The 24927-nt window shown below is 37.2% G+C and carries 13 protein-coding genes; 12 read left to right on the forward strand and 1 reads right to left on the reverse strand.

Features of this window, described 5'->3' with window-relative positions:
* Positions 1 to 3: 3 nt before the first annotated feature.
* Entirely contained in the window at positions 4 to 1719 is a 1716-nt protein-coding gene (locus tag LUA91_RS03365; protein WP_231424588.1) for a hypothetical protein, read from the forward strand.
* Positions 1720 to 2017: 298 nt separating this feature from the next.
* On the opposite strand, the gene LUA91_RS03370 is transcribed toward LUA91_RS03365, so the two are convergent.
* Positions 2018 to 4951, reverse strand: coding sequence for a pitrilysin family protein (locus LUA91_RS03370; RefSeq protein WP_231424590.1), 2934 nt, complete (start codon positions 4949 to 4951; stop codon positions 2018 to 2020).
* 217 nt (positions 4952 to 5168) lie between these two features.
* On the opposite strand from LUA91_RS03370, the gene surE reads away from it, so the two are divergent.
* From surE to LUA91_RS03425, 11 genes are all read left to right on the forward strand, one after another.
* A complete protein-coding gene (gene surE, locus LUA91_RS03375; protein WP_231424591.1) occupies positions 5169 to 6014 on the forward strand; it encodes a 5'/3'-nucleotidase SurE in 846 nt (281 codons plus the stop codon).
* A gap of 16 nt (positions 6015 to 6030) precedes the next feature.
* Positions 6031 to 6303 (forward strand): stationary phase survival protein SurE, encoded by a 273-nt coding sequence (locus LUA91_RS03380; protein WP_231424593.1) that lies wholly within the window; start codon positions 6031 to 6033, stop codon positions 6301 to 6303.
* 85 nt (positions 6304 to 6388) lie between these two features.
* Positions 6389 to 7489: a lipid-A-disaccharide synthase gene (lpxB, locus tag LUA91_RS03385; protein WP_231424595.1), complete on the forward strand. Its 1101-nt coding sequence runs from the start codon at positions 6389 to 6391 to the stop codon at positions 7487 to 7489.
* A 258-nt stretch (positions 7490 to 7747) separates the two neighbouring features.
* Positions 7748 to 10849: a SusC/RagA family TonB-linked outer membrane protein gene (locus LUA91_RS03390; protein ID WP_231424596.1), complete on the forward strand. Its 3102-nt coding sequence runs from the start codon at positions 7748 to 7750 to the stop codon at positions 10847 to 10849.
* A gap of 10 nt (positions 10850 to 10859) precedes the next feature.
* On the forward strand, positions 10860 to 12503 hold the full coding sequence (locus LUA91_RS03395; protein WP_231424597.1) for a RagB/SusD family nutrient uptake outer membrane protein: 1644 nt from the start codon (positions 10860 to 10862) through the stop codon (positions 12501 to 12503).
* Positions 12504 to 12696: 193 nt separating this feature from the next.
* Positions 12697 to 13698: a LacI family DNA-binding transcriptional regulator gene (locus LUA91_RS03400; RefSeq protein ID WP_231424598.1), complete on the forward strand. Its 1002-nt coding sequence runs from the start codon at positions 12697 to 12699 to the stop codon at positions 13696 to 13698.
* A gap of 213 nt (positions 13699 to 13911) precedes the next feature.
* Entirely contained in the window at positions 13912 to 16356 is a 2445-nt protein-coding gene (locus tag LUA91_RS03405) for a glutaminase family protein (protein ID WP_231424599.1), read from the forward strand.
* A gap of 89 nt (positions 16357 to 16445) precedes the next feature.
* A complete protein-coding gene (locus tag LUA91_RS03410) occupies positions 16446 to 19631 on the forward strand; it encodes a TonB-dependent receptor (protein ID WP_231424601.1) in 3186 nt (1061 codons plus the stop codon).
* A gap of 12 nt (positions 19632 to 19643) precedes the next feature.
* Positions 19644 to 21464, forward strand: coding sequence for a RagB/SusD family nutrient uptake outer membrane protein (locus tag LUA91_RS03415; protein ID WP_231424602.1), 1821 nt, complete (start codon positions 19644 to 19646; stop codon positions 21462 to 21464).
* Between the two features lie 107 nt (positions 21465 to 21571).
* Positions 21572 to 22738, forward strand: a complete 1167-nt coding sequence (locus LUA91_RS03420; protein ID WP_231424603.1) for a glycoside hydrolase family 76 protein — start codon at positions 21572 to 21574, stop codon at positions 22736 to 22738.
* An 8-nt stretch (positions 22739 to 22746) separates the two neighbouring features.
* Positions 22747 to 24924, forward strand: a complete 2178-nt coding sequence (locus tag LUA91_RS03425; RefSeq protein ID WP_231424605.1) for a hypothetical protein — start codon at positions 22747 to 22749, stop codon at positions 24922 to 24924.
* Positions 24925 to 24927 lie beyond the last annotated feature (3 nt).

The raw sequence follows: 24927 nt of genomic DNA on the forward strand, positions 1-24927 counted from the left end.
CGTATGAGATTTAACTTTAAGATACTTTTCGCTTTAACGTTTGCTTTAAATTATGGCGTCGTCAGCGCTCAGGTAAAACAACTCAAACTAAATAGAGTTGAGGAGATGGCCAATTTGCCACAGCCCTTAAAAATTATTGATTGGAAACTAATGGCCCAAAATTTCGATAAAACCATTTACGATTTAAATGCCAAAGGCGAATACTGGCCAATGATTTGGATGGACAGTACCCGGAAAAATTTCGACCAGCCAGTAATGGGAATTTATACTGCCGTTGGCGATGTTCGTCAGGGTAAAAACAATAAAGGCATGTTTCATGAAGCTTTGGCAAACATGGGTGCCGTGATGGGTGCAAGTTTAATCGGTATTGATAAAAGTAAGCAGAACGGTATAAACTATGCTGCCATGCTGAAAAACTATTTTAATCGGGATACCAAGTGGAATATTATGATGAATAACACCGCACCGGAAGTAGCGCTTTTGGGCGGTGGTTATGGCAGAGATTGGTGGTACGATGTTTATCCTAATGTATTGTTTTATGCCATTTACGAGCAATATCCAAATGAAAAGGATTTTGACTGGATTGCCAAAAGCATTGCTGAAAAATTTTACCTGGCCGATTCTATCCTGAAAGGCGATTATAATTATTCATACTTTGATTATGCGGCGATGAAGCCTATGAAAAACCAAATTTGTGCGCAACAAGATGCAGCTGCAGGACATGCGTGGGTATTGTATGCTGCGTATAAAAAGTTTGGCGATAAGCGTTATTTAAAAGGTGCCATAAGTGCAATGACAGCTTTGGAAAGCAATAAAATTAATCCAACCTATGAATTGTTAATGCCTTTTGGTGCGTATTTGGCTGCCAGAATGAATGTAGAACAAGGAACAAATTTTGATGTGCAAAAATTATTGGCTTGGACATTTGATGGAACCGCCGTGTGCCGTGAAGGCTGGGGTGTGTTAACCGGAAAATGGAACGGATACGATATTTCTGGAGTGGTGGGTAGCACGGTTGATCATGGTGGGTATGGCTTTTTGATGAACACATTTGATGCGGCTTGGCCTTTGGTACCAACAGTTCGTTACGATCCATCTTATGCCAATGCTATTGGAAAGTGGATGTTGAATGCGGTAAATGCATCGCGATTTTTCTATCCAAAATATTTGCCAGCCGATAGACAAACCATTCCGCAACATAGCGCTGTTACAAAAGGGGTTATTGCTTACGAAGGATTTGCCAAAACATCTACTTTCGATACATTGTATATGGATAAAAAAGGTCCGGTGGCGCAAGGCGACGGTCCAAAATGGGTGCCAGGAGAAAACCCTGATGTCTCTCAATTTAGTGTATATGGCAGTGGCCACGTTGGGATTTTTGGTACTATTGTAGAAAAAACGAATTTAGAAGGCATTCTTAAGCTGGATGTTTTAGCAACTGATTTTTACAAAAACAAAGCCTATCCAACTTATTTGATTTATAACCCTTATGCGCAAAATAAATCGATAGGTTACAAAATCAAAGGATTAAAAAAGGTAGATCTTTATGATGCGGTTGCTCAAAAATTCATTGCTAGAAATGTTACCGCTAAAAGCAATGTGACTATTGGAGGCAATCAATCTGCTTTAATTGTCGAAGTTCCAACCGGAAGTAAGATTACAACTGCCAATAAAAAACTATTGGCAAATGATGTGGTAATCGATTACATGAAGAAATAAAGCTTTAATAACGCTCATTCTATTGAAAGCACTGCCTTATGGTGGTGCTTTTTTTATGCAATAACTTTTGTTAATAAACCCAATAGGAGCGGCAGCTCCGAGTTTTTTACGAGGGCTATAGCGGATAGTGGGACTGCTTTAGCCAAGAATTACTATTCGCTCATTTTCAAATTAATAACTTATATAATTATTTGCTTCTGAAATATTTTAACCAATACCTTATAAAAAAAGCGTTCCGGCTTTTAAACCGAAACGCTTACTTGCTTAAAAACTTTTAGGATTTAACCTTTTTACTTTCTTAGTATCCGAAAATCTGTTCTAAGCTAAGTTTAGTAACAGTGCCAAATTTGGCTAAATCGGCCAGATTAATTTTCTTCTCTGAAGCTACCACGCAATAACTATAAGGTTTGCCAGAAATGTTGCTGCCATGGAAAGCTTTAACATCGGCAAAAGTTAGTGGTTTCAAAGCTGCATATTCATCAATTCTCGAATCGTGATCGAAACCTAATTTTTGATCAGCTAAATAAGTATAGATAATGCCATCCTTTGTGATTCTGGAAGTTTCAATACCATTTAATGAGTTGTTTTTAGATAAATCGAACGACTTATCTGATTCTGGTAAAACCGTTAGCAATTCATTCATCCCTGCTACAGCTTCATTCATTTTATCGGCTTGCGTACCTACGTATGCAACCATCGAATTTTCTTTCTCTTTGCTGTTTGGTGAAGAGTATACTGCAAAAGTAGAATAAGCCAAAGCTTTAGATTCGCGAATGGTTTGGAAAACGATCGAACCCATGCCACCACCAAAATAATTGTTAAACAAACCAATTTTAGCAGCGTTAGTTGGATCATATAAGCCAGAGTTACGCACCCAACGAATTTCTGCCTGAACCATATCGTAATCTGCAAAGTAAACCTTGTTCGAATCGGTTTTGGTGTAAACAAATTTCTTCATTGGTGCAGCAGGTGTAAATTCTTTACCTAAAGCATGAACTTTTTTAATATCTGCTGAAAACGCTTCTAAATTCTTTGGACCAAAATAGGTGATCGTGTGGTTGTAATTGGTTAAGTTATGCAATAAATAAATTAAGTCTGATGATTTCATGTTCTTGATTTCATCATTGCTCAACCCATAATTAAATGGATTATCTGAGCCGTATTGCGCATAACTCATTAAACCTCCTAAAATTGAAGATTTATTCAATTTTGCATTTTCTCTCGATTTTAATAAACGGCCTTTTAAATCTTCAAGTGCTTTTTCATTTGGTTTGCAATTTGCCAAAACATCTTCCAACAAAGCCACTGCTTTATCAAAATTCTCTTGTAAACCACTTAAAGAAACGGTTGTAACTTCTGTGCCCACATTAATGTTATAGCTACAAGCCAGGTTATAAAATGCTTTACTTATATCTTCTGCTGAATATTTATCGGTGCTTAAGAAAGCTAAATATTGTGCTGCATAAGGCAATAATTTGTAATTGTATGAGCCCATTTCAAAGCGATAGCCCATGCGGAAAATTCCATTCTCTGTGTTTTGAACGGCAATTACATCTGCAATGCCTGCTTTACCGAAATTCAGGTCTTTTTTGTAATCTAAAAATTTTGGTGCAATGGGTTTTACCGGAGCGCCAATAATGTTTTTAGTAAATGGCGAAACTTCATTTACATTGGTTTTTACTGCCGTAATGGTTGGTTTTTCTACCTTAACAATGCTTTTATCTTCGCCTTTATGTTTTAGGATTGATACATAGTTATTAACGAAAAACTGATTGGCAAAATCTACAATTTCTTTCTTTGTTACTTTTGCCATTGCATCAGTTGCGGCTAAAGTTTTATCCCACTCCGTGCCCCGGTTTTGAATAAAAGCGTTCATGGTTGCATCAGCACGAACATCGTTATTGTCGTAACCTTGCAATTCGGCTAATTTAATGTTGGCCACAGTTGCTTTAATTAAACTTTCATCAAATTCGCCTTTTTTAAGTAAATCAACTTGTTCTAATAAAAGTTTTTGCGCTTCTTCTAAACTCTGGCCAGCTTTTGGAGATCCAGATAGAATGAATACACCGTAATCTTTCATAGAATTATAGCCTGCATTGGCTCTCAACATCTTTTGTTGTTTATTAATGTTGATATCCATTAAGCCTGCCTTGCCATTAGAAAGAATGCTTCCGATTAAATCTAGCAGTAAACTCTGGCGAGTATTTTGGGCATAACCGCGATAAGCAACATATAAACTTTCAGCACTCGGCCCGTAAATATCAACTTTTTGAATTTGTGTTAATGGCTTTTCTGGAGCTGGGTTATATAATGCAAATGGTTTTGATACCATGTAAGCAAAATCCTTATCAATCTTCTTAATTAAATCATCGTAATTAATATCACCAGACATGATTAAGGCCATATTATTTGGCACATAATATTTGTTGTAATATTTTCTAATTTCAACCAATGATGGATTTTTTAAGTGCTCAATGGTTCCAATGGTAGTTTGCTGTCCGTAATTGTGTGTAGGGAAAAGTGCGTTGAGCATTTTCTCGTACATTTTACGTCCATCATTATCCATACCGATGTTTTTTTCTTCGTAAACAGCTTCTAATTCTGTATGGAAAATACGGAAAACCGGAGCACGGAAACGTTCTGCCTGAAGCGATAGAAATTTATCGATCGCATTTGAAGGAAGATCTTCTTCATAAACGGTTTCCTCAACAGAAGTGTGGGCATTGGTAGAATTACTTCCAATCGATTTCATCATTTTATCATATTCGTTTGCAATTGAATATTCAGATGCTTCGCCAGAAACCTTATCAATTTCTTTGTAAATTTCTTTACGTTTAGCCGGATCGGTAGTTTTGTTATAAGTTTCGTAAAGTGCTTCTATCTTATCTAATAATGGTTTTTCTTTGGCGTAATTCAGCGTTCCAAACTTATCGGTGCCTTTAAATAAAAGATGTTCTAAATAGTGAGCCAGGCCGGTATTGGTGCGTGGATCGGTATTACTACCCGCTCTTACCGCCATTTTATAAGTAATGTTTGGCTCCTTGTTATTTTGCGATAAAATTACGGTCAATCCGTTTTTCAAGGTATAAAAACGCGATTTCGTAGGATCGTTTGTTACATATTTGTAGCTGTAACCGCCAGACGTTCCTGTTTTCCATTGATAAACAGTTTGAGCCTTTACCACCGAACTTGCCACGAGAAGGCAAGCCAATGTAAATAGTTTGGTTTTCATTTAATTGATTTTGGTTTATGATTGTGATGGTTATTTGGTTGATGATATACCCAAATACAGCCCTCAGTTTATAAGTTATTTAATCAAATATATACGGTTTCTGGCATCGAATGAAATGGTTTAAAAAATATATTAACAAGAAAAGCTAATAAATGATTTTCGCATATAAAACATCGCTTTATTGTGCCTTGATTTTATATTCTGTATTTTTACCGGCATGACAAAGCATAAGGCAAAACCAAACATTTTGGTTGTAAATGATGATGGAATTACAGCCACGGGGATTAAAAATCTGATGGAGGTGATGCAGCAAATTGGTAATGTAGTTGTTGTTGCACCCGATAGTCCGCAAAGCGGGATGGGCCACGCCATTACCATTGGCAAACCAATTCGTTTTGATAAAGTTGATCTTTATGATGGCGTTGAAATGTATAAATGCAGTGGAACACCAGTTGATTGCGTTAAACTGGGCGTAAATAAAATATTTAAAGGAAAAAAACCTGATCTATGTGTTTCGGGGATTAACCATGGATTAAATAATTCTATCAATGTTTTATATTCTGGAACCATGTCTGCGGCAGTGGAAGGTGCTATTGAAAAAATTCCATCCGTAGGCTTTTCGATGGATGATTTTGCAGCTGATGCTGATTTTAGCCATACCAAAAAATACATTAAGGATATTTGTTTGCAAGTATTGGAAACCGGTTTGCCTGAAGGTGTTTTGTTAAATGTAAATTTTCCGAAAGGAGATAAATTAAAGGGCGTAAAAATTTGCAGACAGGCCAATGCAAAATGGATGGAAGAATTTGAAGAACGAGTTGATCCATACAAACGCCCATATTATTGGTTAACCGGAGTTTTCGAAAATTTTGATAAGGGAGAAGATACCGATGTTTGGGCTTTGGAACATGGTTATGTATCGGTTGTTCCGGTGCAGTTTGATTTAACGGCGCACCATGCCATTCAAACTTTAAATGGATGGAGTTTTTCAGGTGGGGATAAAATTAAATCCAATGATGAGAAAAGAACAGTTTCAGCACCTGATGGCATTAACTTAGGCTAAGTTTATCAAACAAAATATGAACGATAAGCTAAGGAAGTTAAACGATTCTGTGTGGATTGGATTAGGTATTGGATTATTTATCCCGGCCATTTTATGCGGCATTGCCTGGTACATTATCCACCATGTGGCATCATTATCAAAAGCCGATTTGCTATATATCGGCGGCATTGCCGTTAATGCCTATGTAATGCAATACTTTTTTAAATACAACAAACTGAACATTGGTCGGGGAATTTTAGCTGCCACATTTTTATGTGCTTTTATTTTCTTCGGATATAAGGTTTTTTAATAATGGAAGACGGGAAATGTAAAATGGATAATGTATCTCTACATCCCAATCACACTTTCCCTTATCCATCTCACATCTTACATTTATGAAATACTACCTCGTAGCCGGAGAAGCATCAGGCGATTTACATGGCGCCAATTTAATGAAGGCTTTGAAGCTGGAGGATAATAATGCTGTATTTCGTTATTTTGGTGGCGATAAAATGCAGGCCGAAGGTGGCGACTTGGTAAAACATTATGCCGAAATGGCTTTTATGGGTTTTACTGAAGTGGTTTTAAATTTAAGAACGATTTTTAAAAACCTAAAAAAGTGCAAAGCTGATATCTTGAGCTGGCAACCCGATGTTTTAATTCTGATCGATTTTCCGGGTTTCAATTTAAAAATTGCCGAGTTTGCAAAAGAGCATAACATACGGGTTTGTTATTACATTTCTCCTAAAATTTGGGCCTGGAACCAGAAAAGGGTTTTAAAAATAAAAAAAGTAGTCGACCATATGTTTTGTATTCTTCCATTCGAAGTTAATTTTTATAAAGAATGGGGAATGGATGTAGATTATGTAGGAAATCCACTGCTGGATGAGCAGGCGGCATTTTTGCCCGATCCAAATTTCATAGCAACACATCATTTAAGCGATCAAAAGATTATTGCACTACTTCCTGGAAGCAGAAAACAAGAAATAGAAAGGTTACTGCCTGTAATGCTGAGCGTTACCGATCAATTTCCAGATTATCAGTTTGCTATTGCAGCAGCCCCAACTTTTGATGAAAATTACTACCATCAATTTACAGGAGACAAAAAAGTTAGTTTATTATTTAACAATACCTACAATTTATTGCATCATGCCCATGCTGCAATTGTGGCTTCTGGAACCGCTACTTTAGAAACCGCATTATTCAAAGTGCCACAAGTTGTGGTATACCGGGGTGGAACTATATCTATAGCCATTGCCCGCATGTTGGTGAAGATTAAATTTATCTCCCTGGTTAATTTAATCGTTAATAAAAAAATTGTAACCGAACTTATACAAGAAGATTGCAATACCCAAAAAGTAACAGAAGAACTCCAGCAAATCGTTTCAGGAGCAGGAAGAAATACCATGCTTAAAAACTATAATGAGCTGTTAATTTTGATGGGTAATCCTGGTGCATCAGCAAAAACCGCCAAGCTGATTTATCAATATTCATGAAAGAAATAATCATTAAACACAAAAGTTTTCATTTTTTGTAAAACAAATGTTTCGTTTCTGCGTTACTAAATCGTTTTGCGTAAATTCTAATCGTCCCTAATTAATTTCCCGCCCTCATTAATTTAAGCGAATTATTAAACGCATAGCGTAACTAATTATAAACTAAACTAATGAGTGCCAATGAAAAACATTCTACTCAGGATTACGGGATTCCTATGCCTGTTCCTAATTTCAAGCCCCCAGTTGTTTGCTAAATCAATGAATGAAACCAAAAGTTTCAGTCGTTATTATTTCCAGCAAGACACTACAAAAAGAGACACCACCAAAAAAGTACCCGTTGCTAAACCTGCCGATTCGGTTAAGGTTCCGGTAAATCCACTTGGCGGTGCTAGTCCAGTTCCTGCAGCTCCACCAGCAGATGGTCCTGCCACTGCCCCCGCAAATGCCGCCGGACAAAAAACCATTATCGGTGTGGTTTTAGATGAAAAAAAAATCGGACTTCCAGGAGTCGGAATTAAAATTCAAGGAAAAACTGGCGGTTCGGTAACTCAAGAAAATGGGCGTTTCAGTATTACAGTTGCTGCGCCAACCGATATTTTAGTATTTAGCTACATCGGTTACCAAAGCAGATCCGTTCCAGCCGGAACAGGTGCTGCACCATTAACCATTAATCTTGTTCCATCTGCTTCGCAAAAATTAGATGAAGTAGTGGTTGTAGGTTATGGAACGCTAAAAGCGAAAGAAGTAACATCGGCAATTGCCACGGTTGATACTTCTCAATTCAGGCAGAGCGGATCGCGAAACCCGCTCGATTTATTACAAGGTAAAGTTGCTGGTTTGCAAATTACCCGTACAGGTGGTTCCAATCCCAATTCAGGTGTAGGCATCCAGCTTCGTGGTGTAACGTCAGTAACTGGTAGTCAAAGTCCACTTATTGTTATAGATGGTATTCCCGGAGGAAATTTAGACCTGCTGCAACAAGATGATATTGCTTCATTTAGTGTGTTAAAAGATGGATCGGGTGCTGCAATTTACGGTACCAGAGCAAATGCTGGGGTAATTTTGGTAACTACCAAAAAAGGTAAAGCTGGTCCGGCACGTTTTGATTACTCCGGTTATCTGCGCAAGGAATACTTGTATCAACGACCGGATTTTTTAACAGTTGACGAATTCAGGGAAAAAATACGCTCTGGCCAATTCGATCGCCAGGATTATGGTGCATCACTTGATCCTTTCAATGATTTGGTAAATAAAGAAAACTTAAGTCAAAATCATAATCTGTCAATGTCTGGTGGTTCAGAAAAAACCAGTTACAGAGCCAGTATTAATTACCGCGATTTGCAAGGCTTCGCTAAAAATAACCGCCGTACTGAATACGGAATCAGGTTGAATTTAAATTCAAAAGGATTAGATGATAAATTATTTACACAAGTAAACTTATCAACCAATTTTAATAAGGGCGATTTGTTAGGTGGCGGCGGCTGGGAAAATCAATTGACCAGAAACCCAACGCAGTCTTACTACAATCCTGATGGAAGCTGGTTTTTTGATCCTAATGCAACGAATGAACTAGCGAGGTTAGAGCAGGAAACTAACAAAAGGCAACAGCAAACCAGTTCGATTGATGCTAAAGCCGAGTACGAAATTTTTAAAGGATTTAAAGCTTCGGTTTTTGGTGCAGTACAACGCAATAGCTATATCGATGGCTCGTACCGCTCTGTTTTTGGAGAATATTCCTTAGAAAATGACATTTATAAAAATGGGGGTTATGCCGCTCGTTCTACCGTTTTGGAACAGAATTTTAATGTGGAGCCTACTTTGCAATATATGACCACTTTTGGTGAAGACCATAGTTTAACTGCTATTGGCGGGTACAGTTATCGTTACGAAGTGAATGAAGGTTTCAATGCGGGTAACTTAGGTTTCTTAAATGATCAGTTTCAGGAAAATAATTTAAATGCAGGTAATCAACTCGCTGCGGGTAAAGCTTTTTTAGGAAGTTTTAAAAACGACAACACACTAATCGCTTTCTTCGGAAGGGTAAATTATACCTTCAAAAACAGGTACTATTTGCAAGCCATTTTACGTAGAGAAGGTTCATCCCGTTTCGGTGTAAATAATAAATGGGCAAATTTCCCAGCAGTTTCTGCAGGCTGGACAGTTACCGAAGAAAAATTCATGGAAAATGTGAAATGGGTTAACAATTTGAAAGTGAGGCTGGGTTATGGTGAAACAGGAAATTCGGGTATCTCAAACTACGCATCATTGGTTACTTTAGGTACAGGTGGTGTTTACCTTTATCCTGATGGACAATACCGCGAAACTTACGGCCCAAATACCAACCCAAATCCTGATTTAAGATGGGAAAAGAAACAAGAAATTAACTTAGGTTTGGATTTTACGCTTTTTTCTAGCCGCCTTACCGGATCGTTGGATTTATTTAAACGCGTAACGAAAGATTTATTGGATAACTATGATTCTCCTCAACCTCCATTTGTACGTTCATCTATCTACACCAATGTTGGGTCGATTTCGGCAAAAGGTATTGAGTTAGCATTAAGCTACCAAGCCATTAAAGGAAAAGATTTCAAATATAATATTGATTTAGCAGCAAGTACAACCAGCAATAAATTAGATTCATATTCAAACAGCGAGTATAAAAGAGATTATTTATCTACTGCTCCAATCGGAGGTTTCGGCGATTTGGGTAATTCTATTCGTATTTATGAGGGTGGCAAAATTGGTGATTTCTGGGGCAAACGTTTTGCTGGATTTACAGGTGATGGAAAATGGCTGTTCTTCAACAGAAATGGTCAAGCAATAAGAAATGATCAAATCAATAATTCTTTTCTTAGAGATCAAACAGATTTAGCTGTAATTGGTAATGCCATTCCAAAATATTATTTGTCATTAACCAATAGCTTCAATTACAAACAGTTTGATTTACGTGTTTTCTTAAGAGGTAAATTCGATTACCAGATCTTAAACACCACTGCACTTTCTTATGGTAATAAGGTTTCGGGTACTAACTTGTTAAATTCTGCATTCGATAAATATGCTCAAATTAATGACACTTATATGTACTCTGATTATTATATAGAAGATGGTAGTTTCATAAAAATTGACGAGGTAACATTTGGCTATACCTTCAAACTAAAATCAAAAAACATCCGCAATTTAAGAGCTTACATCACCGGGCAAAACTTAGCCACATTTACCAAATACACAGGTAACGATCCAGATTTTGTGAAAGATACTGGTTTAGGTCAGCCAGCTAACGATGGCGTATTAGGAGTTGATGGCAGAGGTCCGTACCCAAGCACTTCTTCTTTCTTATTAGGTGTAACCTTTGGATTTTAAACTGAATAACATGAAAACATTAAATAAAATATATTCATCGTGTTTAGCAGCTATGCTGTTAATTACGGCAAACGGTTGTACGAAACTGGATGAAAATTTGTACGATACCATAAGTAGCGATAATTTCTACACCAATAAAAACGAGATCATTTCTGCCGTATTAAGGCCTTATACACATGCAAATGCCTGGGGTACTTCGGCAGGGCAAGATGGCTGGTGGCGCTTGGCCGAACTTTCTGGCGATCAGTTGGCTTGGCCAACAAAAGGCAGGCATGGAGAAGATGGCGGTAAATGGAAAAGATTGCATTACCACACCTGGACAGTTGATGAAGGCGGAATCAACAGTGCCTGGTCGTTAATGTACTGGGGTGTTGGATTGTGTAACGTGCCGATTGAAAATTTAGAAAAACGCGATGCAACACAGTTAGGCATTACGCAGCAAGAAAAAGATGCTTTTTTAGCCGAGCTGAAGTTATTTAGGGCGTATCACTATTTAAAATTGATGGATCTGTTTGGTAATATTCCAGTTGTAACGGTTGTGGGAGAGCCAGCAAGGCCATCTACACTAAGCAGAACTGAAGTTTTCAATTTTATTGAGAAAGAGATTAAAGATAATATCGAAAAAGCACCGAAGTTATCAAAATCAATGCTGGGTAGAATGAGCCAGGCAGGTGGTTATGCTATGCTGGTAGAACTTTACTTAAATGCTCAGGCATGGACAGGTACAGCCCGTTGGGACGATTGCATCGCGGCTGCAGATAAAATAATTTCGAACCAAGCTGGCGGAATGAATGGTAATATGGCTTTGGATCCAAATATTACTGATCAGTTTAAGCCAGATAATGATTTGAGTAAGGAGACTATATTTTCGGTTGCCTACGAATTTCAAAGAGCAAATTTCCAACCTGGTTTCCCCAGCGATTTTTACCATTTTAATCAACAGTTTATTTATGGTGGCAGTAGAAACGGGAATGATGGAATTGTTGTTGTACCAGGCAATTTTACTAAATATGTAGATGCCGATTTAAGAAAAAGAACTTGGTTATTGGAAGGGAAAATGACTCGCTTTGATAATGGCCAACCTTTAATTGCTACAGGCGGAAACGAGTATGATGGTAAACAATTGGAATTTGTAGATAACATTCAAAGAAACAAAACTGGCTCAACCGTTAGTAATATGAGTGAAGGCGAAGAAAACAGTGGGGTTCGTTTTAATAAATACAAATTGGGTAACCAGGTTGCAAATGCTACTACACAACCTAGTAATGTTTATAACAATACCGATTGGAACATCTACCGTTTAACATGGATATATTTTGCAAAGGCAGAAGCATTGATGCGTAAAAATGGCGGAACCGCAACTGCTGAAGCCGTTCAGTTAATTAATGATTGTAAGGTAAGAGCCTTTGCACCAGCAAATTGGGCAGCCAACCAATACACCATTGCAAATTTAACTTTGGATGAATTGCTGGTAGAGCGTGGCCGCGAATTTATTTTCGAAGGTTTTCGCCGCGATGATTTGATTCGTTTTGGAAAATTCCATACCACACAATGGTGGGATCATCAACCAACAAACGCGAACAGACAGCTGTATCCGATACCGCAACAACAAATTGCACTTAATTCTAATTTAAAACAAAATCCAGGATATTAATCAAAATCAAGAAAGGCACCACCGGTGCCTTTCTTGATTTTAACAAAAATTAACAACCAAACTAATTACATTTGCTTCACAAGCTAAAACGTTTAATTTTCAAAATTTTTAATGATTAAGCTTTATATTAGCAAAAATTCAAAAATCACTGTATTCATCCCTCTTTTTGAATAACCAACAACTTGAACGCCAAATGAAAACCCTTTCCATAAAAGATATCGCTGTAAAGGCGGGTGTATCGATCACAACTGTATCATTTATCATTAATGGTAAAGCCAAAGAAAAATCGATTAGTGAGGCTGTGATTAAGAAGGTGGAAGAAATCATTAAAGAGAGTGGTTATAAACCAAATCAAATTGCCAGAAGCCTACGTACCGGAAATTCAAATATCATTGGCTTAATTATAGAGGATATTTCCAATTCATTTTTTTCTCGTATTGCCCGCCTAATAGAAGATAAAGCTTACAAAAAAGGGTATAAAATTATTTATTCCAGTACCGAGAATAATGTAGAAAAGGCGAAAGAACTTATTAATATGTTCAAATCAAGGAAAGTTGATGGCTATATTATTTCGCCTACCAAAGGAATTGAAGATGATATTAAAGTGTTATTAGCCGATAATAAACCGGTAATCTTATTTGATAGAAATTTATCAGAGCTTGAAACCCACTATGTTGGTGCCGATCATTTCAAGGCTTCTTATCAATCTATAGAGAGTTTTATCAAAAAAGGTAAAAAGAAAATTGCACTGGTTACCACTGATATCGATGTAGAACAAATTATTGAGCGTTTTGAGGGTTATAAACAAGCGCTAGTAGATCATAATGTTGACTTTAATGATGGACTTGTACTTAAAATCCATTTCAATCAAGATGAGTCGGAAACGATAGCTCAAATGAAATCGTTATTCCTTGCACAAGATATTGATGCAGTGTTATTTGCCACAAATTATTTAGCTATCAGTGGTCTAAAAGCCTTAAAACAGCTCGATAAACAAATAGGAGATAACTTCTCGGTTATCGCTTACGATGATCATGAGGTTTTTGAACTTCATACGCCGAGCATTTCTGCAGTGCAACAGCCATTAGAAGAAATCGCCGAAACCGTAATTCAATTAATCCTTAGTCAGCTTTCTTCAAAAACCAAATTGGAAAACCAAAAGGTTATAATTCCTGCTAAACTTATTGAACGATAATTCGTAACTAAAATGTTGCGTTAGCGCTATTTCATTATGATTTTAAATTCTCTAATATTGAGATAGTAAAACGTTTTATGAAGAAACGGCTTAACTCAATCGCAAACCATTTTTTAAAATAAATTAAATTTTCTTTTAATATAAGTTTTAAAAGAAGGCGATTTATTGAGTTAGTAAAACGTTTAACGAGAAGTAACCAAATATTCCTTTTTTATGAGAAACCTATACCTATTAGTATTCTGCTACATCCTATGTTTTAATGTACAAGCGCAAGATAAGGCAGCTGCTTACCCATTAATTGCACACGATACTTACTTGAGCATTTGGTCGTTCGGTGATGGATTAAATAATTCTGTTACCAAACATTGGACTGGCAAAGAGCAATCACTTTTAGGTGTAGTTAAGGTAGATGGTAAATTTTATAGATTTCTTGGTGCCGAATCAAAAAACTACAAAACTATTTTAGGCGCAGCCGATGAATTAAACTATCAGGCCAGTTATACTTTCAAAAAGCCAGCAACAGGATGGAACAGTTTATCTTTTAATGACAGCTATTGGAAAAAAAATGAAGCCCCTTTCGGTGATGATAAAACGGCCAAAACAAAATGGAACACCGACGAAATTTATTACCGCAGAAAATTCTCGATTGATAAATCCTCATCAGCTAAAAAATATTTAAAGCTTAGCCATGATGATAATGTTATTGTTTACCTAAATGGTAAAACGATTTATGAAAAAGATGGTTGGGTACACGAGTACATCTACATTCCAATTGCAGAGGGTGTATTAAATAATGGAGAAAACATTTTAGCCATCGATTGCAAAAATACTGCAGGTGGAAGACATCTTGACGCAGGTATTGTGGAAGAAATTCCAAACGGATCGAAAGTATTAAAAGCAACACAAACCAATGTTGCAGTTGAAGCTACAAATACCATTTACGATTTCAAATGTGGAGGTGTAAATCTTAAAGTAACCTTTACTTCTCCATTATTGTTAAATGATATCAAGTTAACAGCAAGACCAATCAGTTACATTACCTATGCAGCAAAGTCTGCCGATGGTAAAGCACACAAAGTTGAAGTGTATTTTAGTGCCTCATCAAACCTGGCTGTTAACACGCCTAACCAACCCGTTTCGGTATGGAAAAACGCCAATAATAATTTATCCATTTTAAAAGCCGGAACGGTAGAACAGCCTGTTCTTCAAAAGAAAAACGATGATTTAAGAATTGACTGGGGATATATGTATGTGGCAGTTCCAGCAAAATTTGGTGCCAAGCAATACATCGGTAATCAAATTGCTAACTTAAATCATTTTAAGTCAGGTCAATATCCACAAACTTCACAAGCCGTAAATGTTAAAACACAAGATCTAAGTACTGTAATTCCATTTGGTAATGTTGGAGCAAAATCAGTAGAAAAATATGTAATGCTGGGTTACGATGACTTGAAATCAATCGAATACTTTGGCGATCAATTGTTGCCAATCTGGAAAACTTCAGCATCAAGCACATTCGAAAGTCAACTTACCCAAGCCAATAACGACTATGCTACTTTAAAAACTAAAACCAAGGCTTTCGATGCTAAATTAGTGGTTGATGCTACAAAAGCAGGTGGTAAGGAATACGCAGATTTATGCAAATTGGCTTATCGTCAAAGCATTGCGGCACACAAAATTGTGTATGCACCCAACGGCGATATTTTATTCCTTTCAAAGGAAAATTTTAGTGGTGGTTTCATCAATACGGTCGATGTAACTTATCCGTCGGCACCACAGTATCTGCTTTACAATCCCGAATTATTAAAAGGCATGCTTAACGGTATTTTCTACTATTCGGAAAGTGGGAAATGGAATAAAGATTACCCGGCGCATGATATTGGTACTTATCCAATTGCTAACGGTCAAATTTACGGTGAAGATATGCCTGTTGAAGAAGCAGGAAATATGATTATTTTAGTTGGTGCACTGGCAAAAGCGGAAGGCAACGCAAGCTATGCAGAAAAGCATTGGAAAGAAATGTCGAGATGGGCTAATTATCTTTTAAAAGAAGGATTTGACCCGACCAATCAGTTGTGTACTGATGATTTCGCTGGTCATTTGGCACGTAATTCAAATTTATCTGTAAAGGCAATTGTGGGCTTAGGTGTTTACGCACAATTGGCGCAACAGTTGGGTAAAACTGAAATTGCCACGAAATATAGAAGTGCTGCTTTAGACATGGCCAAGAATTGGCAAAAACTAGCCGATGCAGGCGATCACTACGCCCTAACCTTTAACGATAAAAATACCTGGAGCCAAAAATACAATCTCGTTTGGGATAAATTATTGAAGCTTAATTTATTTCCAAATGATGTATATCGTAAAGAAATCAATTATTACTTAACCAAGCAAAATGCTTTCGGTTTGCCATTGGATAGTCGTAAAGCTTACACAAAATCTGATTGGATTATGTGGACGGCAACCTTGAGCGATAATCCACAGGAATTTCAAAAATTTATAAAGCCCATTTACAAATTTGCCGGAGAGACATCAGATAAAGTGCCTTTGAGTGATTGGCATGAAACAATTTCTGGCAAAAAAGCTGGTTTTCAAGCCCGGAGTGTTGTAGGTGGCTATTTCATTAAAATGCTTGCCGACAGCTGGGAAAAAAAATAAAACTATTCACTAATCAAAATATATAACGAACAAACAGAGTAACTAAATCTATCTGAAAAGATAACTAACCAAGTACAAAACCAACCATTATGAACAAAAAATTTACTAGGCTCATTAAGCTAAAGCTTATGACGAAGGAGAGCGCCTGCAAACTGGGCGCATTATCCTTGGCAATTGGTTTAACATTTAATGCATCGGCAAATGCAATAAATATCACCACTACGCCAAAGGCGATAAAGGAATTAAAGCGCCCTTTAGCCGATATTGTTATTAGAGGTATTATTAAAGATGAAACCGGAACGCCAATTCCTGGTGCATCTGTTAAAGTAAAAGGTTCACTGGTTGTTGCAGCAACGGATGTAAATGGATCTTTTAGCATTACAGTTCCATCAGAATCTTCTGTGTTAATCGTAACTTATGTTGGCTACGAACCGAAAGAAGTTATTGTAGGTAACCAAAAGAATATTGCAATTCAGCTTGTTCCCAACTCAAACTCATTAGAAGAAGTTGCCGTTGTGGGTTTTGGTACGCAACGTAAGGTTTCATTAATTGGAGCACAAAGTACAATCAATTCAAAAGAATTAAAACAGCCGGTTGCCAGTGTTACACAATCTTTAGCGGGTAGAATCGCTGGGGTAGTAGGTGTACAAAGAAGTGGTGAACCTGGTAGAAGCACAGCTGATATCTGGATTCGTGGTATCGCAACTTTTAGTGGCTCTAGTGCGCCGTTGGTATTGGTAGATGGGGTAGAAAGATCTATCGGCGCTATCGATGCTGAGGATATTGAATCTTTCACAGTTTTAAAAGATGCATCGGGTACTGCAGTTTATGGTGTTAGAGGTGCAAATGGAGTAATCATCGTAAAAACCAAAACTGGTAAAGTAGGCAAGCCATCCATCTTTTTCGATTACAATGAAGGTTTAAGCACATTTGTTAAATATCCAGAATCGTTAGATGGTGTAACCTATATGAATCTGGCTAACGAAGCATTAACAGGAAGAGGCCAGGCTGCAAAATATTCACAAGATTACATCAACAGAACCGCATCTGGTGCTGATCCATTGGTTTACCCAAATGTAAACTGGATGGACGAACTGTTTGATAAATATAGCAATACCCGCAGGGCAAATTTAAATGCTAGCGGTGGTGTTGATAATGCTCAATACTATGTGTCGTTAGCTTATTATAATGAGGGTGGTTTCTTAAAAACGGATGATTTAGCGCAATACAATTCAGCATTAAATTATACTCGATACAATTTCACCAGTAACTTAAATTTAAAATTAACCAATACCACCAAATTGGATCTAGGTATTCAGGGCTATGCTGCAACAGGTAATTATCCTGGTGAAAGTACAGAGAGTATTTTTACTTCTGCTTTAGATGTATCTCCAGTTGAATATCCAAAAATTTATCCCGGTGGTTTAATTCCCGGTCGTTCTTCAAATGGTGGTTTCAGAAATCCATATGCCGATTTAACCAGAAGAGGATATCGTACAGAATTCAGAAGTCAATTGTATACTAATTTACGATTGACTCAAGATTTGAAAATGGTTACAGAAGGTTTAACAGCAACCGCAATGGTAGCATTTGATAACTATAATGAGAATTTTATCAGAAGATCAAAAAGAGAAAGCACATACTTCATAAGAGATATCAATAATCCTTACAAGGCTGATGGAAGTTTAGATTTATTTCAATCGTTTACCAGTGGTGGTAACTATTTAAGTTTCGAGCCATCAAGAGGTGGAAACAGAAAATTTTATACAGAAGGTGCTGTAAATTATGATCGGGCTTTTGGTAAGCACCGTGTTGGTGGTTTAATCCTGGCTTATACGCAAGATTATACCAATCCCTTTGCTGGTGATTTCACCGCTTCAATACCTGAAAGGTTTATTGGTGTAGCCGCCCGTGGTACATATTCTTATGATGACCGCTATTTTGTTGAGGCCAATTTTGGTTATAATGGATCGGAATTGTTTTCTCCAGATAATAGATATGGATCGTTTCCTGCCTTTGGTGTAGGATGGATTCCATCTAATGAAAAATTCTGGGAATCAATGAAAAGTACAATTTCTTTCTTGAAATTCAGGTATTCTGATGGTATAACCGGTATTGGTAAAATATCAAATGCTGATTTGGTAGGTAGAAGATTTGCATATCTAACTTTGGTGTCTGATGGTGCTGCTGGCTACCAATTTGGCAGAGGTTATGATAATGGAATAAGCGGTATTAATGTAACCGATTATGGTGTTGATGTTGTTTGGGCCGAATCTCGTAAGCAGGATTTGGGTATGGAAATTAGAACATTGAAGGATAATCTTTACTTAATTGTTGATTTATTTAAAGAACAACGTACAGGTATCTTTTTCCAACGTCAATCTATCCCAGGCTACGTAGGTTTAACCAATCAGCCTTATGGTAATTTAGGTGAGGTTGATAACCGTGGTATTGATGCAACTTTGGAATATAACTTTAAAGTTGGTCAGGTAGATTTTGGTTTACGAGGAACATTTACTTACAATAAAGATAAGATAATAAAAGATGATCGCCCGGCGCAACCTTACCCTTGGATGAACCGTGTTGGAACCAATGTGTTATCAAGATTTGGTTACGTAGCAGAAAAACTTTACGATACACAAGAGGAAATAAATGCAAGTGCAGCACCAGGTTCAAAAAGCAACTTACGCCCTGGTGATATCAAATACAGCGATTTAAATGGTGATGGTTTGATAAACGATTACGATAAAACTCAAATTGGTAGAGGAGACGTTCCAAATAAAGTTTATGGTTTTGGTTTAAGTGCATCATACAAAGGTTTTGCGTTAAGTACATTTTTCCAGGGTACTCATGGTGCTGATATTATATTGGGTGGATCAGGTATTTTTCCATTTAATGGAGGTGGTGGTTTAAGTAATGCTTATGCCATTGCAACTGATAGATGGACGCCTTCAAGCCCAAGGCAGGATGCATTTTATCCGCGTTTAGCTTATGGCGAAGCTGATAACACCAATAATACTTTAGAAAGTTCTTGGTGGGTTAAGGATGTGAATTTCCTGCGTTTAAAATCAGCTCAATTAAGCTATAATTTACCAACTAAGTTTGCTGAAAAAATTTATTTGAAAAACGCAGCCATTTATTTAATTGGAAACAACTTGTTAACCTTTAGCGATTGGAAACTTTGGGATCCAGAATTAAATACTGGGGGAAGAGCAAATGGCGCCAGATATCCAATCACCAGAACTTTATCATTAGGTATTAATGTTAAATTTTAAGAATCAGAAATCATGAAAAAATACATATTTATTGCATTTGTAGCTTGTTTAACACTCTCCACATCTTGTAAAAAGGGTTTTTTGGATCAAGTACCTAACGACAGGTTAACCCTTGAAGAAACCTTTACCAATCGTGCTACAGCAGAAAAGTTTTTAGCAAATGTTTATAGTTTAATTCCTGATGAATTTGGTCAACGTAATCCTAATACAGGCAGAAGTGCTGGCGTTTGGACAGGCGCTTCTGATGAAGCTGAATTTGTTTGGGGTTTTAATCAGGCTAACAATGTGAATATTGGTAGCTGGGATGCCAATTCAGGTTTCGTAAATGATTATTGGAATAACTTTTACCGTGGAATCCGCTCTGCTAGTTTCTTTATGGCAAATATTGATAAAGTAACTCAAGATATTACACCACAGTTAATCAATCAATATAAAAATGAAGCAAGGGCTCTAAGAGCAATGTATTATTTTTATTTGGTGCGTATTTATGGTCCGGTTATCCTTTTAGGTGAAAACGTAATTGAGCCAGATGCACCGACGGAAAGCATTCGTTTACCAAGAAATAGTTTCGATGAATGTATTAATTACATTGCTTCCGAATTGCAAAGTGCTGCCGATAATTTACCAGTTACACCACTTAACGATAGAAACTACGCCAGAATTACAAAAGGCCAGGCTTTAGCTTACCGTTTGCAGGCATATCTTTTAGCTGCAAGTCCGCTTTATAATGGTAATACTGATTTGGCTAACCTAAAAAATAAGGATGGTAAACAATTGGTTAGTCAAACTTACGATGCTACAAAATGGAAAAGAGCATCTGATGCATACAAAGCGTACATAACGCAATTTGTGCCAAGTACATACAGCTTGCTAAGAAAAACCAATGCTGATGGATCGATAAACGGATACCTTTCTTGTCGTGATATTTTCTTGGATAAATTTAACAGTGAAATTATCATGTCGAGATTGGATGCTGATATTGAAGGCAGACAATATGAAATGACGCCTTACCACAGTGGTAAAGCTTCAGAAGTAAGAGGCTCGGCAGGTTTGGGCGCTACCCAAAATCAGGTTGATGCTTTCTTTACTGCAAATGGTCGTACCATCGATGATTCGGCTTCGGGTTATGTATCAACTGGTTTTACAGATTTTAGAGCACCGGGAAGCCCAATCGCAACCAATACCTATAACCAATGGGTTAACCGTGAGCCACGTTTTTATGTAAATATCACATACCATAATAGTGTTTGGTTAAATACCGCTTTTGGCAATGTAATTACAGAATTCAATAACAATGGAAATTCTGGAAAAGCCACTGGTGGTAATGATTATACAGTAACAGGTTATGCTGTTAGAAAAGCCATGGGCTTAGGTAACTGGAGAGAGAGCAATCGTGCTTGCATTCTTTACCGTGTAGGTAATTTATTTTTAGATTATGTAGAGGCATTAAATGAGTCTACTCCAGGTGATCCAGATATTCTTGTTTACTTAAATCAAATCAGAGAAAGAGCTGGTATTCCGCTTTATGGTTCTGGCACAACTCAAATTCCTGTTCCGGCTAATCAGGTGGCAATGAGACAGGCCATTAGAAATGAGCGTAGATCGGAACTGGCTTTCGAAAACGTAAGGTACTTTGATACCAGAAGATGGAAAATTGCAGAAACCACCGACAATGGTCCCATCTTTGGATTAAATATCACTCAAAATGCACCTAATTTCTTTAACAGGACTGCATTTGAAACCAGAACTTTTACAAAGAGACATTATTTATTCCCAATTCCTGCAAAAGACGTTAACTCTGATGATTTAATGGTGCAGAATCCAGGTTGGTAATTCCAGCAATGGAATATCCAGATTACTAAAATCAGGTGGCGCTTACATTACATCTACTTATGTAAGTGCCGCCCTGATATTTTCTCATACCATAAGAACCACGCATTATGGAAAATACATCTCTACCTAAATATCTTGTTAAAATAAAAATACTAACTGCGGTTTTATCTTTAATGATTGCAATTTCAATCAGTTCATGCAGTAAGAAGGGCACCGAGGAGCCTACTACCAAATCACCAACTTTACCTCCAACCACACCTACAAGTTTTACCGCTGCCGAAGCAACTATAGCCTTCAATTCATTCAACACTATTTATTACAGCCCTACAGATAAACTTTATTATAGCACAACTGAAAAAAAAGGTTTAGCTGCAATATGGACTCAAGCCATTTATTGGGATAACGTAATGAATATTTATGAGCGAACAAAAGATCCTGCTTATTACAAATTAATTACTGATATGTATGATGGTGGCGCAAAACGTTACGATAACTACAATTGGGATAATTCTATTGAATGGTTTATTTATGATGATATGATGTGGTGGGTAATCTCACTTACACGTGCTTACGAAATCACCAATAATCAAGCCTATTTGGATAAAGCAAAATCTGGCTTTACCAAAGTTTGGAGCGGTTCTTATGATCCTGTGAAAGGCGGAATGTTCTGGGATTTTAAGCATAGTGGAAAAAATGCATGCATCAATTTCCCAACCGTTATTGCTGCCATGCGTTTGTATAATGTTACCAAAGATGAAGCCTATCTAACAAAAGCGAAAGAAATTTACGCCTGGTCGAGAGAAAATTTATTTGATATTACAAAGGGAAGGGTAGCCGATCATAAAGTTGGAAACAATAATCCAGGTTTTGAAGATTACACCTACAACCAGGGGACTTTAATTGGCGCTGCGGTAATGCTTTATAAAAATACCAACACCCAGAGCTATTTGGATGATGCTAAACTCGCTGCCAATTATACCAAAAATACAATGAGCGATCCCAGCGGTATCTTACCTGCAGAAGGCGATTGGAACGAACAAGGTGTTTTAAAATCAATCTTTGCACAATATTTGGCCGATTTAGCTAAAGTTTATCCGGCAGGAGACTATGCAAAATGGGCTATTTTCAATGCCAATACTGCATGGGGCAACCGTGATTTTGGTCGCGGAATTATGCATCGAAATTATAAAACGCCATGCCCAATAGGAATTGTCCAATCGTATGAATCGAGTAGCGCTGTTGCATTTATGCAGTTGTTCGCACCAGCTAATTAAATTCAGATATGAAAAACTTAAAATATTTTTTGTCGGTTTCCGCTCTAGCATTATGCATAACTGCTCAAAACAGTGTTTTCGCTCAAGTGAAATCAAAGCAAAAAACATCTTTTCAGGTTTCTGCTCCCTGGAGTCCAGATTACGATGTTCGTTCGGACATTGCAATGGTTTATGGAATTAATGATGATGGCGGTAAGTTTGAAGAACGTGTAAAAGGATATCGGGATAAAGGTTATGAAGTACAATTCATGACTGGAATCGCCTGGGGGCAATATAAAGATTACTTCTTGGGCGAATGGGATGGGAAAAATCATTTAAGCGAAGGCCAGATGATGCGCAATGGCGAAACCATCTGGCATGGACAAAATGTGCCCTACATTGTGCCTACAGCTACATTTCTCACTTACATGAAAACCCATGTAAAAAGAGCAATTGATGCGGGTGTAACTGCAATTTATTTAGAAGAACCAGAGTTTTGGGCCCGTGCAGGTTATAGTCAAACTTTTAAAGATGAATGGCAAAAATATTACGGTTTCCCTTGGATGGCGCAACACGAATCTCCCGAAGCAACCTATCTATCTTCAAAACTAAAATATCAGCTATATTTTAACGCCTTGAAAGAGGTATTTACCTATGTAAAAACATATAGCGAGAGTAAGGGGCAAAGGGTAAAATGTTTTGTGCCAACACATTCGTTGATTAATTATTCATCATGGCAAATTGTAAGTCCGGAGGCCAGCTTGGCCAATTTGGAAGGAATGGATGGTTACATTGCACAAGTATGGACTGGAACTTCTCGTGAGCCAATTTATTACAATGGATTGGAAAAGGAACGTGTATTTGAAAATGCATTTCTGGAATATGGTTCAATGGTTTCGATGACAGCCCCAACGGGAAGAAAAATATATTTCTTAACTGATCCTATTGAAGATAGATCGAGATCTTGGGACGATTACAAGGTAAATTACGAAGCCACATTTACTGCCGAATTATTATATCCAATGGTTGATAACTATGAAGTAATGCCTTGGCCAAACCGGATTTATCGCGGTAAATTTCCTGTTGAAGGGATGAAAGAGCGTCAACCGATTTCTCCTAACTATGCAACACAAATGCAGATTATGGTGAACTCATTAAACCAAATGCCGCTTTCTAAAAACACTTTAAATGGAAGTCATGGAATTGGGGTTTTAGTTTCCAACTCCATGATGTTTCAACGTTTTCCAACCCATCAGGGCTACGATGATCCACAATTATCAAACTTTTATGGAATGGCTATTCCGTTGCTGAAGCAAGGTATCCCGGTAGAAACCGTTCACATCGAAAATCTGGCCAATAAAAATACTTTAAAAGATATTAAGGTATTGATTATGAGTTATGCAAACATGAAACCGCTATCAGCTGATTTTCATGTTGAGTTAACCAAATGGGTTAAAAACGGTGGTGTTCTCCTTTATTATGGAAAAGATAATGATCCATTTCAGAATGTTAAGGAATGGTGGAACAGCAATGGTAATGCTTTCAAAGCACCATCAGAACATTTATTTGGATTGTTAGGTGTTCCATCAAGCCAAAGCGGAGGAATTTATGATGTAGGTAAGGGCAAAGTTTATCTGGTACGAAAAGATCCTAAAGAACTCATTATGAAAACCAATGGCGATGAGGATTTTATGTCGACAATTAGAAAAGCTTATGAAAACGATGCGAAAGCAGGCAACTTAATTTTCAAAAATAACTTTGTTTTAGAGCGGGGGCCATTCCTTATTGCAGCCGTATTGGATGAAAGCCAAAGTAAATTGCCACTCAAATTGGAGGGTACTTTTATCGATCTCTTTAATCCTTCACTACCAATTGTAAACACCAAAACTGTTCAGCCTAACACACAAGCTTATTTATTTGATGTAAATAAAGTAGAAAATAAAAGCAAACCACAGGTTTTAGCCGCTGCGGCAAGAGTAACAAATGAGGTATCGAGTAAGAAATCTTATCAGTTTATTGCTAAAAGTCCGGCGAAAACAAATAATATGATGCGAATTTTATTGGCAAATAAACCGCAAAGGATAACAGCAAATTCGAACGGGAAAGAAATATCACTAACAAAAAATGAGTGGGATGAAAATTCGAAAACACTTTTATTGGGCTTTGAAAATTTCAGCGAAGGTGTAAATGTAAACATCAGCTGGTAAATA

Origin of the sequence: Pedobacter sp. Leaf250 (assembly GCF_920984735.1) — a bacterium.
In the GTDB taxonomy this organism is placed as follows: Bacteria; Bacteroidota; Bacteroidia; order Sphingobacteriales; family Sphingobacteriaceae; genus Pedobacter.